13 protein-coding genes are annotated in these 14,177 nt (G+C 54.8%); 8 read left to right on the top strand and 5 right to left on the bottom strand.

The window, feature by feature from the left end; translation table 11 throughout:
* The first annotated feature begins 1 nt into the window (after position 1).
* Both ACQ3G7_RS02065 and nfo read left to right on the top strand, forming a co-directional pair.
* Positions 2-1,051 (top strand): YeiH family putative sulfate export transporter, encoded by a 1,050-nt coding sequence (locus ACQ3G7_RS02065; protein WP_430888656.1) that lies wholly within the window; start codon positions 2-4, stop codon positions 1,049-1,051.
* Positions 1,052-1,121: 70 nt separating this feature from the next.
* Positions 1,122-1,979 carry a deoxyribonuclease IV gene (gene nfo, locus ACQ3G7_RS02060; protein WP_430888655.1) on the top strand — a complete coding sequence of 286 codons (858 nt, stop codon included), beginning with the start codon at positions 1,122-1,124 and terminating at the stop codon, positions 1,977-1,979.
* Positions 1,980-2,030: 51 nt separating this feature from the next.
* Here nfo and fruA read toward each other — a convergent pair whose 3' ends face one another.
* From fruA to fruB, 3 genes are read right to left on the bottom strand one after another with little or no spacing between them, the layout of a single operon-like run.
* Positions 2,031-3,722 carry a PTS fructose transporter subunit IIBC gene (fruA, locus tag ACQ3G7_RS02055; protein WP_430888654.1) on the bottom strand — a complete coding sequence of 564 codons (1,692 nt, stop codon included), beginning with the start codon at positions 3,720-3,722 and terminating at the stop codon, positions 2,031-2,033.
* Between the two features lie 16 nt (positions 3,723-3,738).
* Positions 3,739-4,677, bottom strand: coding sequence for a 1-phosphofructokinase (gene fruK, locus ACQ3G7_RS02050; protein WP_061493985.1), 939 nt, complete (start codon positions 4,675-4,677; stop codon positions 3,739-3,741).
* Positions 4,678-5,808, bottom strand: coding sequence for a fused PTS fructose transporter subunit IIA/HPr protein (gene fruB / locus ACQ3G7_RS02045; RefSeq protein WP_430888653.1), 1,131 nt, complete (start codon positions 5,806-5,808; stop codon positions 4,678-4,680). It lies immediately after the preceding gene.
* A 366-nt stretch (positions 5,809-6,174) separates the two neighbouring features.
* On the opposite strand from fruB, the gene setB reads away from it, so the two are divergent.
* Positions 6,175-7,356, top strand: a complete 1,182-nt coding sequence (setB, locus tag ACQ3G7_RS02040) for a sugar efflux transporter SetB (RefSeq protein WP_430888652.1) — start codon at positions 6,175-6,177, stop codon at positions 7,354-7,356.
* Here setB and ACQ3G7_RS02035 read toward each other — a convergent pair.
* On the bottom strand, positions 7,353-7,607 hold the full coding sequence (locus ACQ3G7_RS02035; RefSeq protein WP_430888651.1) for a YkgJ family cysteine cluster protein: 255 nt from the start codon (positions 7,605-7,607) through the stop codon (positions 7,353-7,355). The two genes, setB and ACQ3G7_RS02035, sit on opposite strands and share 4 nt — an antisense overlap.
* 165 nt (positions 7,608-7,772) lie before the next feature.
* Between ACQ3G7_RS02035 and yeiP the strand changes: the two genes are divergently transcribed.
* On the top strand, positions 7,773-8,345 hold the full coding sequence (gene yeiP, locus ACQ3G7_RS02030) for an elongation factor P-like protein YeiP (RefSeq protein WP_061493982.1): 573 nt from the start codon (positions 7,773-7,775) through the stop codon (positions 8,343-8,345).
* An 80-nt stretch (positions 8,346-8,425) separates the two neighbouring features.
* On the opposite strand, the gene uxuA is transcribed toward yeiP, so the two are convergent.
* On the bottom strand, positions 8,426-9,616 hold the full coding sequence (gene uxuA, locus ACQ3G7_RS02025; RefSeq protein WP_430888650.1) for a mannonate dehydratase: 1,191 nt from the start codon (positions 9,614-9,616) through the stop codon (positions 8,426-8,428).
* 204 nt (positions 9,617-9,820) lie between these two features.
* Here uxuA and ACQ3G7_RS02020 point away from each other — a divergent pair, with 204 nt between their 5' ends.
* From ACQ3G7_RS02020 to mepS, 4 genes are all read left to right on the top strand, one after another.
* A complete protein-coding gene (locus ACQ3G7_RS02020; RefSeq protein WP_430888649.1) occupies positions 9,821-11,287 on the top strand; it encodes a mannitol dehydrogenase family protein in 1,467 nt (488 codons plus the stop codon).
* Between the two features lie 117 nt (positions 11,288-11,404).
* On the top strand, positions 11,405-12,382 hold the full coding sequence (locus tag ACQ3G7_RS02015) for a CobW family GTP-binding protein (RefSeq protein WP_430888648.1): 978 nt from the start codon (positions 11,405-11,407) through the stop codon (positions 12,380-12,382).
* A 43-nt stretch (positions 12,383-12,425) separates the two neighbouring features.
* The gene (locus tag ACQ3G7_RS02010; protein ID WP_430888647.1) at positions 12,426-13,127 is read left to right on the top strand and encodes a phosphatase PAP2 family protein; all 702 of its coding nucleotides are present in this window, start codon (positions 12,426-12,428) and stop codon (positions 13,125-13,127) included.
* 424 nt (positions 13,128-13,551) lie between these two features.
* Positions 13,552-14,115 (top strand): bifunctional murein DD-endopeptidase/murein LD-carboxypeptidase, encoded by a 564-nt coding sequence (mepS, locus tag ACQ3G7_RS02005; RefSeq protein WP_061493977.1) that lies wholly within the window; start codon positions 13,552-13,554, stop codon positions 14,113-14,115.
* Positions 14,116-14,177: the final 62 nt, after the last annotated feature.

The raw sequence follows: 14,177 nt of genomic DNA, 5'->3' as shown, positions 1-14,177 counted from the left end.
TATGACAGAAATCACACTACACACTGCGCGCCATCCTGCATGGCGCTTCGCCCCCGGACTGCTGCTCAGCATGCTTATCACCGGCGCGGCTCTCTGGCTCGGCCACTTTCCGGCAATTGCCGGCATCGGTTTCAGTGCACTGACGCTGGCGATCCTGCTCGGCATGGTCGTGGGCAATACGCTTTACCCTCACCTGCATCGTTCATGCGATAGCGGCGTGTTGTTCGCCAAGCAGCATCTGCTGCGGTTGGGTATTATTCTTTATGGCTTCCGTCTGACTTTTTCGCAAATCGCAGAGGTCGGCGTCAGCGGGATCGTCATCGATGTGCTGACGCTGTCCGGTACCTTTTTACTGGCCTGCGTGCTGGGGCAACGTCTCTTCGGGCTGGATAAAAAAACCAGCTGGCTTATTGGCGCGGGCAGCAGTATCTGCGGTGCAGCGGCCGTGCTGGCAACGGAACCGGTGGTGAAGGCCGAGTCCAGCAAAGTGACGGTTGCCGTCGCCACGGTGGTGATATTCGGGACGCTGGCGATCTTTATCTACCCGGCGCTTTATCCCCTGCTGGCGCATTGGTTCAGCCCGGAAACTTACGGGATCTGGATAGGTTCCACGGTGCACGAAGTCGCGCAGGTCGTCGCCGCCGGGCATGCTATCAGCCCGGAAGCGGAAAATGCGGCGGTGATCGCCAAAATGCTGCGGGTTATGATGCTGGCCCCCTTTTTATTGTTGCTGGCGGCCCGCGTTAAACAACTCAGCCCGCACACCGGCGAAGCGAAAAGTAAACTCACGATCCCGTGGTTTGCGCTGGGCTTTGTTGCTGTCGCCTGTTTTAACTCATTTCACCTGCTCCCCTCCGCGCTAATCCAGGCGCTAAACACACTGGATACCTTACTGCTGGCGATGGCGATGGCGGCGCTGGGGCTGACCACTCACATCAGCGCACTGAAAAACGCCGGGGCGAAACCGCTGGCATTGGGGCTGGTGCTGTTTATCTGGTTGATCGTTGGCGGCGGCGCGATAAACCTGGCTGTTCACCATCTGATGGCATAAACCACTACATCCCTTTCCTGCAGACCCGCTATGATGGTTTCTTTCCCCTGGCGGGTTTTAAGGAGTTTTTATGAAATACATTGGTGCGCATGTGAGCGCCTCAGGTGGAGTGGCGAATGCCGCCATCCGCGCCGCCGAAATCGACGCGACCGCGTTTGCGCTCTTTACCAAGAATCAGCGCCAGTGGCGCGCTGCGCCGCTGAGTACAGAAACCATTGATGAGTTCAAAGCCGCCTGCGAAAAATACCATTTCAAACCGGGCCAGATCCTGCCGCACGACAGCTACCTGATAAACCTTGGGCACCCGGTCGCCGATGCGCTGGAAAAATCCCGTGACGCGTTTATTGATGAGCTGACGCGCTGCCAGCAACTGGGGCTGACGTTGCTGAACTTCCACCCTGGCAGCCACCTGATGCAGATCCCGGAAGAGGAGTGTCTGGTGCGGATTGCCGAGTCGATCAACATCGCGCTGGCGCAAACCGAAGGCGTCACCGCCGTGATCGAAAACACCGCAGGCCAGGGCAGTAATCTGGGCTTCCGCTTTGAACATCTGGCAGCCATCATTGATGGCGTGGAAGACAAATCCCGCGTTGGCGTCTGCATTGATACCTGCCATGCTTTTGCCGCCGGGTATGATTTACGCACTGCGAAAGCCACCGCCGAGACGTTTGCTGAATTCGACCGCGTGGTGGGTTTCAACTATCTGCGTGGAATGCATCTGAATGATGCGAAAAGCACCTTCGGCAGTCGTGTTGACCGCCATCACTCGCTCGGCGAGGGCAATATCGGCCACGATGCGTTTCGCTGGATTATGCAAGACAGCCGTTTTGACGGTATTCCCCTGATTCTGGAAACCATTAACCCGGATATCTGGGCAGAAGAGATCGCCTGGCTGAAAGCGCAACAAACCGCCGACGCCGCAGCATAAAAAAAGGGCCGCAAGCGCGGCCCTTCTGATATCCCTGGTACTGACACTGTATTACGCAGCTTTTGCGACCACTGCTTCTGTTTCCGGACGTTTCAGGAAGGCATACACCAGACCCGCCAGCAGCGTACCTGCAACGATAGAGAGCAGGTAGCCCACCACCGGGGTAATCGCACCCGGGATCAGCAGGACGAACAGACCACCGTGCGGCGCCATCAGTTTCGCGCCAATCGCCATCGAGATAGCGCCAGTCAGCGCACCACCGGCGATACAGCACGGGATAACGCGCATCGGGTCACGGGCGGCAAACGGAATCGCACCTTCAGAGATAAAGCACAGACCGAGAACCAGTGCGGCTTTACCACCTTCACGCTGACCTTTGTCGAACTTGTTGCGTGCAACCAGAGTCGCCAGACCCATTGCCAGCGGCGGCACCATACCGGCAGCCATAATCGCCGCCATCGGTGCGTAAGTCTGGGTACTCAGCAGGCCGACACCAAATGCGTACGCCGCTTTGTTCACCGGGCCGCCCATGTCGGTACACATCATACCGCCGAGGATTGCGCCCAGCAGGACTGCGTTAGCCGTGCCCATGGTTTGCAGCCAGGAGGTCAAACCTGCGAGGATTTTCGCAACCGGCGTACCGATCAGGTAGATCATCGCCAGACCGACAATCAGGCTGGAGAACAACGGAATGATCAGAATCGGTTTCAGCGCTTCCATACTCGGCGGCAGCTTGACGTTTTTGCTGATGGCTTTCGCAATGTAACCTGCGAGGAAGCCGGCAATAATACCGCCAATAAAGCCGGAACCGGTGCTCACTGCCAGCATGCCGCCGATAAGACCCGGCGTCAGACCTGGACGGTCAGCAATGGAGAACGCGATGTAACCTGCCAGCACCGGCACCATCAGGGCGAATGCAGAACCCCCACCGATTTTCATCAGCGCGGCCGCCAGCGTACCTTCTTCTTTAAACGCCGTGATACCAAAGGCGAACGAGAGGGCAATCAACAACCCACCCGCCACCACCATCGGCAGCATGTAGGAGACGCCCGTCAGCAGATGGCGGTATGCGCCAGCGCTCTCTTGTTTAGTTTCTGTTGCTTCAGCCTGCGCTTTGCCGGTCGGTTGGTACGTTTTGGCTTCCGCTACGGCTTTGTCCAGTTCCTGGGCTGTTTTCTTCAGCGCCAGGCCGGTAGTGGTGCGGTACATCGGTTTACCCGCGAATTTCGCCAGGTCCACTTCGATATCTGCCGCCACAATCACCAGATCGGCTTGCGCCACTTCTTCCGGCGTAATGGCGTTGCCCGCACCGACGGAACCACGGGTTTCCACTTTCACCCACCAGCCGCGTTTTTTCGCTTCGGTTTCGATCGCTTCCGCCGCCATAAAGGTGTGCGCTACCCCTGTCGGACAGGCAGTAATAGCTACAATGCGTTTTGGACCATTGGTGGCCGCCACAGTAGCGGCCACCGGTGCTGTGTAGGGCTTCGCGTGATTTTTCGCTTCGCTCAGGAACAGCTCAGGGTGCGCCACTGCGCGATTAATATCGCCCAGCCAGACTTTTTTCCCACTCAGTGCACTGTCATTCGGCACCTGGCTGCCCAAAACGATAGCCAGTTCCGCTTCGCCAGGGTTATCGATGAATTGCAGATTTGCGCTCTGCGCAGCCGCGCCCAGCAAGGTCTTCGCCATATAAGCGCGAGCCTGCCCAAGTTCGGAATCTATTATCAGCAGCGTTTTCATTATGCCTCTCCTGCTGTTAGTTGAAGGGTTTTAAGTCAACTCGCGCCATCATCGCGGCTAACTGGGTACGATCGGTAATACCTACGTTACTCTGACTGACCGCCAGTGCAGCAACAGCAGTGGCCAGGCGTAACGTATGTTCACTGGATTCACGCATCAGCAGACCATAAATCAGACCACCGACCATCGAATCCCCTGCGCCAACGGTGCTTACCACTTCCATTGACGGCGGTTTGGCGATCCATTCGCCCGAAGCGTTAACCCACAACGCCCCTTCTGCTCCCAGAGAGATCACCACATGGGCGATACCCTGTTCGCGAAGCCCATGAGCGGCTTCAATGACATCCTTCAATTCCGGCAACTTACGACCCGCCCAGATTTCCAGTTCACGGCGGTTCGGTTTCACCAGCCACGGCGCGGCTTTCAAACCGGCCACCAGCGCTTCGCGGCTGCTGTCAAAAATAATGCATGGGCACTGGCTACGCAGGCGCGTCATCCAGTCGGTAAAGGCCTCCGGGCTGACGCCAGACGGCAGACTGCCGCTCACGCAGACCATATCGAACTGACCCAGCCAGGTCAGCGAGTCGGCAACAAAACGTTCCCAGTCGGTCGGCGTCACTTCAAAACCGGAGAAATTCAGGTCAGTGACTTCGCCATCTTTTTCCGTCAGCTTGACGTTGATGCGGGTACGCCCCTGCACCACCTGGAAACGGTTGGCAATGCCCAGCTCGCTGAACAACTGCTGGAATCCGTCCTGGTTATCTTTGCCAAGGAAACCGCCAACGGTCACGTCGATGCCGAGATCTTTCAGCACTTTCGCAACGTTGATGCCTTTACCGGCGGCGTGCAGGCCCGTCGTACGGACCAGGTTCACTTCACCGCGTTCAATTTCAGGGGTATACCCCACCAGATCATAGGCCGGATTAAGCGTAATGGTAGCAACACGTCTGCTCATTTATGCGCCCTCTCCCAAACCTGCGGCAATTGCTTCGCCAATCGCTTTCAGCGCTTGTTCAGCATCATCCCCTTGTGCAGTGAAACGCAGGCGGTGACCTTTCTTCACGCCCAGCGCAACCACTTTCATCAGGCTGCGACCATTAGCCGGTTTCCCGGTACCGTCCAGGTTGGCAACGGTGATTTCACTGTTAAATTGTTTGATGGTGTTCACCAGCATGGTGCCCGGACGGGCATGCAGACCGTGTTCATTGCGGACAACAAACTCTGCGCTCAACAGATCGTCGGCAATCGCATCATCGCTGGTCAGCAGCGCCAGCAGCGTCGCGGCGTCAGCATTCAACAGATGTTCAGCTTTCTTGCTCAGCAGCAGATCGCTCAGGCGCTTCAGCACCGCGACCGGCTGTTCGTCTGCCATCGCAACGCTGACCAGCACCGCAGCCTGCTCACCATTCACGTCAAACGGCGCAGCGGCGCGGCTTACAGCAACAGCGCTCAGCAGGTTGCCTTCAGCACTGTCGTTCAGCCAGATGCCCTGACCAAGGTTCAGCGGTTGTTCATTGATAGCGCGGGTAACATACGCTGCGTCTACCGCACCGGCTTCTTTCAGACGTGCGGCGTTCAGCGCCTGCAAAGTCACCAGATCGCTGGCAACGACATCGAGGGTCAGCGTTTCAATATCCAGCTTCAGCGAAGCGCTCTGTTTTTCACCCATCAGCAACGCACGCAGCTCTTCAGCAGTGGTTGCAGATTGCAGCTGCGCGGCCACGGAGTCATCGCTCAGCACGTGTGTCAGCTGACGCAGCAGGCCCAGGTGTTCATCAGAACTGGCGGCAATACCGATAGCAACATACGCGACCTGTCCTTCGCTCCACAGGATGCCCTGCGGGAACTGGAACACTTTTACGCCGGTTTTCAGCACCTGATCACGGGTATCCGTGGTGCCGTGTGGAATCGCGATGCCGTTGCCTAAATAGGTGGAAGTTTGCTGCTCGCGCGCCAGCATGCCGTTGACGTAGCCGTCAGCAACGTTGCCTGCTTCTGCCAGCGCAGCCGCGATCTGGCGGATGGCCTCTTCTTTATTGCCGGCCTGCTGACCGGGATGGATGTCCTGAACGGATAACTGGAACATGTGACCCTCTCCTGCTGAAATTGAATCGTTTCAGCTAACTTGAGAAATGATGCGTCACCGCCCTGGTTCAGACATTACGCGATGACGCTGAAACGTTTCAATGAGTCTTCACCTTTTTACTTCAGCAATCAAGAAATCTCTGAATTTTCGTTGCAAAATTTAGAGGTACAGCACATTTCACCGTTGGCTGATGCAAATTTGCTGAAGCCGTTTTTGCCTTCAGCACGTAAACGTCAGCACCGGTCAGCTTTAATAACGTCGGTTGAAATAACGGCTTGCTTTTTCACGGCAATCGCACCTTAGGATCTGTGTTTTTATCCCGTAGCGGCGTACACTCCGCGTCTGCCAATTGGATCTCAGAGTAAAATGCAAAACTCCCCCGCCGCCGCCCGACCTGGCGCGTTTGATTTCACATCGACGGCGTTTTTGATTGTCGCGTTCCTGACCGGTATTGCCGGCGCCTTGCAAACGCCGACGCTCAGCCTGTTTTTAACCAATGAAGTGCATGTCCGTCCGGCTATGGTGGGGTTCTTCTTCACCGGCAGCGCGGTGATTGGCATTCTGGTCAGCCAGTTACTGGCCGGGCGCTCCGACCGCAAAGGCGATCGCAAGACGCTGATCGTTTTCTGCTGCCTGCTCGGCGTGCTGGCCTGCGGGCTGTTCGCCTGGAATCGCAATTACTTTATCCTGCTGTTTGTGGGCGTCTTTCTGAGCAGCTTTGGTTCCACGGCTAACCCACAGATGTTCGCCCTGGCGCGGGAGCATGCGGATAACACCGGGCGGGAAGCGGTGATGTTCAGCTCCATTTTGCGTGCGCAGGTATCGCTGGCGTGGGTAATTGGCCCGCCGCTGGCGTACGCGCTGGCGATGGGATTTGGTTTTACGGTGATGTATTTATGCGCTGCTGTCGCGTTCATTGCCTGTGCGGCGATGGTGTGGCTGTTCCTGCCCAGTATGCGTAAAGTTCCGCAGCCAACGTCGGCAGTGCTGGAAGCGCCGCGGACACATCGTCGTGATGCGCTGCTGCTGTTTGTGATCTGTACCCTGATGTGGGGCACCAATAGTCTTTACATCATCAATATGCCGCTGTTTATCATTGATGAGCTGCATCTCCCGGAGAAACTGGCAGGGGTGATGATGGGAACCGCCGCCGGGCTGGAAATCCCCACCATGCTGATTGCCGGTTATTACGCTAAACGCTATGGCAAGCGCTTTTTGATGCGCGTCAGCGCCGTGGCGGGTACCTGTTTCTACCTCGGGATGCTGACAGTGCATACCCCGGCCATCCTGTTAGCTTTACAGTTGCTGAACGCCATCTATATTGGCATTCTCGCCGGGATTGGCATGCTCTATTTCCAGGATTTAATGCCGGGTCAGGCCGGTTCTGCGACGACCCTTTATACTAATACTACGCGCGTAGGCTGGATCATCGCCGGTTCACTGGCGGGCGTGGTGGCGGAAATCTGGAGTTATCATGCAGTGTTCTGGATTGCGCTGGCGATGGCCCTGTTGACGCAAGTATGCCTGGCGCGAATCAAAGACGTTTAAGGCGCGGTCTGGCGTTCCAGATCGAGCAGATAAATCATGGCGTCAGCACGACTCTGCCCGCACATCTCACGGCCAGGTTGCAGGCCTGAGCACACTTTCGGGCGCAGCGGCGAGCCAAAGATTTTACAGCGCTGTTGCGCGTCGAGTTGCACGCACGGGGTGTTGGCCGGTTTGCCGTTGGGCATGCCGGGGATCGGGCTACTGATGGACGGGGCAGTACAGCAAGCTCCGCAGTCCGGGCGGCATTCCATAATGGCTCTCTTTCATTTATTACGCGTCGGAGTGGCGCGAACAGGCGCACGCTACCATCTTTTACTGATGGAATGCAAAACTCGCCAATTCCACTTGCCTGAAAAGGCCCTCGCGAGTACTTTGTCGCGATATTTTCGTGATTTTCATTTTACAGGACCCTTGCAATGCCAAGAGCGAACGAAATTAAAAAAGGTATGGTGCTGAATTACAATGGCAAACTGCTGATTGTAAAAGATATTGATATTCAGTCACCCAGCGCCCGCGGCGCAGCAACGCTGTACAAAATGCGCTTCTCTGATGTCCGTACCGGGCTGAAAGTAGAAGAGCGTTTTAAAGGCGACGATATCCTTGATACCGTGACCCTGAACCGTCGTTTTGTCGACTTCTCGTATGTTGACGGCAACGAATACGTGTTTATGGATAAAGAAGACTATACCCCGTATACCTTCAACAAAGATCAGATTGAAGAAGAGTTGCAGTTTATTCCGGAAGGCGGCATGCCGGATATGCAGGTTCTGCTGTGGGATGGCCAGTTGCTGGCGCTGGAACTGCCGCAAACTGTCGATCTGGAAATCGTTGAAACGGCTCCGGGTATTAAAGGCGCATCTGCCAGCTCCCGCACCAAACCCGCCACGCTGAACACAGGCCTGGTGGTACAGGTTCCGGAATACCTGACCACGGGTGAGAAAATCCGTATCCATATCGAAGAGCGCCGCTATATGGGCCGCGCCGACTGATAAGTAACGCAGTAAAAAAGCCACTTCAATGAAGTGGCTTTTTCTTTTACCTGCTGACGGCGTTTACCCGCCAGGGATGCTTACAGCAAATCGCGGAACAGGGTTTTCTTCAGTGCCAGTTCAACACCGCGCACTTCCGCCATCCCTTTCAGACGACCAATCGCCGAGTAGCCTGGATTCGTTTTCTTACGCAGATCGTCAAGCATTTGGTGACCATGATCCGGACGGAACGGAATAGGACGCAGATCGCCCGCTTTCTTACGACGCTGCTCTTCACTCAGGATCGCAGCAACAACCGACACCATATCCACATCGCCCTGCAAATGCGCCGCTTCATGGAAGGTTTTCGGGTTGTCTTCACGGCAGGTTGAACGCAGATGCGTAAAGTGAATGCGATCGCCAAACATCTCGATCATCCGCACCAGGTCGTTATCCGCACGCACACCGTATGAGCCTGTGCACATGGTAAAGCCGTTGTTGATGCTGTTGACCGCGTCTTTCAGCCACTGCATATCTTCAATCGTGGAAACAATGCGCGGCAGGCCGAGGATCGGACGCGGCGGATCGTCCGGGTGCACCGCCATGCGGACCCCCACTTCCTGTGCCACAGGGACAATAGCCCGCAGGAAATACGCCATATTTTCACGCAACTGCGCTTTATCAATACCGTCGTATTCCGCGAGACGCGCGTGGAACTGCGCCAGCGTGTAGCCCTCTTCCGCCCCCGGCAAACCCGCGATAATGTTACGCGTCAGTTTTTCCACTTCCGCTTCGCTCATCGCGTTAAAGTAGGCCTGCGCCTGGCGCTGCTCTTCATCGCTGTAATCCGCTTCCGCGCCTTTACGCTTCAGGATATGCATTTCAAACGCGGCAAACGCAATCTGATCAAAACGCAGCGCTTTGGAGCCGTCCGGCAGTTGATATTCCAGGTCGGTACGCGTCCAGTCGAGGATCGGCATAAAGTTGTAGCACACGGTATCAATACCGCAGGCCGCCAGGTTGCGAATGCTCTGCTGGTAGTTAGCAATCCAGGTGTCGTACTGCCCGGTATGGGTTTTAATATCCTCATGTACCGGGATACTTTCCACGACTGACCAGACCAGCCCTTTCTCCGCCAGCAGCGCCTGACGCGCTTTGATCTCCTCCACCGGCCAGACCTGGCCGTTAGGGATATGGTGCAGCGCAGTGACTACGCCTGTAGCGCCCGCCTGACGCACGTCATCAAGAGATACCGGATCGTTCGGTCCATACCAACGCCAGGTTTGTTCCATCGCCTTACCCTCTAAAGTTGTTATACCAATACACATAACCGCATGACGACTACCATACATGTTTAATCAGAAGGGTCAAACTCTCCCGCAGCAATGATTGATCCAGCTCACATTCCCCGGATAATTACGGCATACCAATTCTTTTTGCTGTCATATAACTTTACACTGCTCATTGTTAATTATTGGTTAATCAGGTGTATATAGATGAAGACAATTGCCTCGATAACGCTTCCCGCTGCCGTCCAGCAACCCCAGTATGATCGTACGAAGCTGCGTTCGCGTATTGTGCACTTCGGTTTTGGCGCATTTCACCGCGCGCATCAGGCGCTGTTAACCAACCGTGTACTGAATGCCCGGGGCGGTGACTGGGGCATCTGTGAAATCAGCTTGTTTAGCGGTGATGTGTTAATGACGCAGCTGCGCGCGCAGGATCATCTGTATACGGTGCTGGAAAAAGGCGCGGACGGTAACCAGCCGATTATTGTTGGCGCGGTGAGCGAATGCCTGAATGCAAAACTCGATTCACTGGCGGCAATTATTGAAAAGTTTTGTGAACCGCAGGTCGCCATTGTTTCACTGACGATCACCGAAAAAGGCTATTGCATTGACCCTGCCAGCGGCAAGCTGGATTTACGCCAGCCGCGCATTGAACATGACCTGCAACATCCCGACGAGCCGCACTCTGCACCAGGCATTCTGGTTGAAGCCCTGCACCGCCGTCGCCAGCGTGGGCTGGGGCCGTTTACCGTCCTCTCTTGTGACAATATTCCTGATAATGGTCACGTGGTGAAAAATGCCGTGCTGGGTATGGCGCAGGCCCGTTCGCCGGAACTGGCGCAGTGGATCGCGGAACACGTGAGCTTCCCGGCAACCATGGTAGACCGAATTGTACCGGCGGCAACGGAAGCATCGCTGGCAGAAATCAGTACAATACTGGGCGTTGAGGATCCCTGCGCAATCAGTTGCGAACCCTTTATTCAGTGGGTCATTGAAGATAATTTCGTGGCCGGGCGGCCGGAGTGGGAAGCGGCGGGCGTGCAGTTAGTCCAGGATGTACAACCCTGGGAACAGATGAAATTACGTATGCTTAACGGCAGTCATTCATTCCTGGCGTATCTTGGCTATCTTGCCGGGTTCGCCCATATTAACGAGTGTATGCAGGACAGCGCGTTTCGCAGCGCTGCGCGACGGTTGATGCTTGAGGAACAGGCGCCAACACTGCGGATAACCGGGGTTGATCTCACCGCCTACGCCGACAGTCTGATCGCGCGTTTCGCTAACCCGGCGTTACAACACCGTACCTGGCAAATCGCCATGGATGGAAGCCAGAAGCTGCCGCAACGTATGCTGGACGGCATTCGCATGCATTTACAACGGGAAAGTCACTGGCCGCTGTTGGCATTGGGGATAGCAGGCTGGATGCATTATGTTAGCGGCGTTGATGATGCTGGTAACATGATTGATGTTCGCGACCCACTGGTGGATAAAATTCGCGCCATCGTCGACACCAGCAGTGAAGCGGAACGCGTCACCGCATTACTCACGCTGCAAGAAATCTTTGGCGCTGACCTGCCGCAAAACCCGGTATTTGTCGATGCCATTACCGACGCATGGCGCAACATCGCCGCCAACGGCGCGCATGGCGCAGTGAAATCCTTGCTCAATACTTAACATTTACTGCTATTACTGCGGGCGATACGTGCTTTACATCGCCCGTGCCCTTCTCTTTTTCTTTTTTTTTCGCCAGGATCCCTTCAACATGCAATTTTGTTGATCTAGGGAGTTTCCGTGACAAAAACCAACCTCATTACCGGCTTCCTTGGCAGTGGCAAAACCACGTCAATACTGCATTTACTGGCCAACAAAGATCCGCAGGAAAAATGGGCAGTGCTGGTGAATGAATTTGGCGAAGTCGGTATTGATGGCGCTTTGCTGGCAGACAGCGGGGCGCTGCTCAAAGAGATCCCCGGCGGCTGCATGTGCTGCGTCAACGGCCTGCCTATGCAGGTCGGGCTGAATACGCTGCTGCGCCAGGGAAAACCCGATCGTTTGCTGATTGAACCTACAGGGTTAGGTCACCCCAAACAGATCCTCGACATGCTTAATGCCCCGGTTTACGAGCCGTGGATCGACCTTCGTGCAACGTTGTGCCTGCTCGATCCGCGCCAGTTGCTGGATGAGAAAGCAGTCAACAATGAAAACTTCCGCGATCAGCTGGCTGCGGCCGACATTATTGTCGCGAATAAGCAGGATCGCGCCACGTCGCAGAGCCAGCACGCGCTGGAAAGCTGGTGGCAAACGTTCGGCGGCGACCGTTTACAGGTCAGCGCCACGCAGGGTGCCATCGACGGGGCGTTGCTCGATCTGCCGCGCCGTAACCTGCGTGAACTGCCAACCAGTGCCGCGCATGACCATTCCCATGCGGTAAACAAGGGGCTGGCTGCGTTGAGCTTACCGGCGCATCAGCGCTGGCGTCGCAACCTGAACAGCGGCCAGGGCCACCATGCCTGCGGCTGGATTTTCGATGCCGAGACCGTGTTTGATACCGTTGGTTTGCTGGAATGGGCGCGGCTTGCGCCTGTCGAACGCGTTAAAGGCGTGCTGCGCATTCCTGAAGGCCTGTTGCGCGTTAACCGCCAGGGGCAGGATTTGCATATCGAAACCCAACAGGCCGCGCCGCCGGATAGTCGAATCGAGCTGATTACCGCCTCTGAAGCCGACTGGAACGCGCTTCAGTCCACTCTGTTGAAGCTTCGTTTAAGTTAACAACACTAACGTTGCGTCTGTGTTAATTGAAAATGCTGTGAAGATGAAAACTCGTTATTCTTTGATTTTGCTGCTTAACGTCGCCGGTCTGGCGCTCTTTTTTTCCTGGTATCTGCCCGTAAATCATGGTTTCTGGTTCCCGCTGGACTCAACCATTTTCCATTTTTTCAACCGCGGCCTGACTGAAAACCGTGCCTATTTATGGTTCGTTGCGCTGACCAATAACCGCGCTTTTGATGCCTGCTCACTGCTCGCAATGGGCTGCCTGATGCTGACGTTCTGGCTGCGGGAAGATCGCAGCGGCCGTCGTCGGGTTGTGATGATTGGCCTGACCATGTTGCTGATTGCGGTGGTATTAAACCAGCTGGCGCAGTTGCTGATGCCCGTGCAACGTGAAAGCCCGTCGCTCTTCTTTACGGATATTTATCGGGTCAGCGATCTGCTCGACTTCCCGACCAAAGATGCCTCAAAAGACAGTTTTCCCGGCGATCACGGCATGATGTTGCTTATTTTTTCCGCCGTTATGCTGCGTTATTTTGGTAAGAAAGCCTTTGGCATTGCCCTGATTATTGTTGTGGTTTTCGCCTTCCCGCGCGTCATGATCGGCGCTCACTGGTTTACTGATATTGCGGTGGGTTCGCTGTCGTCAGTGCTGATTGGGTTGCCATGGTGTTTGATGACACCGCTTAGCGATAAAATTATTCTATGCTTTGATCGTTATTTGCCCGGAAATAACAAGCTTTAAACAAGTAAACAACATTGTTTTGCCCCATTCATTAGGGATCGTTTTCGATCCCTGATGCAAATTCCCGGCTCTTTCCTAATTTTGTCATTTTCACGTCATAACAATCTGCCTATAAAAGAGCAATTTGTACGCTATTTAAACTAAATTGCCGGTTTTGTGACCAATCCTGAATATTCACTTTCTGTATCATAATTTCTTATAAAAAAACGCGGAAAAGCGCTCGCAATGCCGGGAGGGTTAGGGTAATCTCGGGTTCGTCTTGTCGCAAAGAGTGCTTTTATTCTCATTGTGCGTAAATTTGTGCGTTCTTCCACAGATCTGACCATGAGTAATTGTCTCGTTGCTTACAGATAATTAATCTCGCTGCGTTGGCATTTTTTATAACGATATTTATCGTTAAGGACTTCAAGGGAAAATAAGCAATATGGTCAAATCTCAGCCGATTGTGAGATATATCTTGCGGGCGATCCCCGCGATAGCGGTAGCGGTACTGCTGTCAGCTTGCTCAACCAATACCGCAAAGAATGTGCATTCTGAGACGCTTGCTGTGGGTGAAGATGCTTCTTCACTGCAAACCTCTCAGGATGAATTTGAAAATATGGTTCGTAATCTGGATGTCAAATCCCGAATTATGGATCAATATGCTGACTGGAAAGGCGTACGCTACCGTCTGGGCGGCGACACCAAAAAAGGCATCGATTGTTCTGGTTTCGTGCAGCGCACGTTCCGTGAACAGTTTGGTTTAGAACTGCCGCGTTCCACCTGGGAACAACAGGAAACAGGTAAGTCCATTTCGCGCACCAGTTTGCGTACGGGCGATCTGGTTTTGTTCAGAGCAGGTTCTACCGGTCGACATGTCGGCATTTATATTGGTAATAACCAATTTGTTCATGCTTCCACCAGCAACGGTGTGATGATTTCCAGCATGGACGAGCCTTACTGGAAGAAGCGCTACAATGAAGCGCGACGGATCCTGACCCGCAGCTAATCACTTAACGCCGGTTTTCCCTTGGCTGGCGTTAAGCATAAAAAAGCACTGCCCCGGCAGTG

It is taken from the genome of Kosakonia sp. N21, assembly GCF_050587465.1.
Classification (GTDB): Bacteria; Pseudomonadota; Gammaproteobacteria; order Enterobacterales; family Enterobacteriaceae.
Note: the sequence above shows the minus strand (reverse complement) of the source record. Positions and strands in the feature narration are given on the sequence as shown.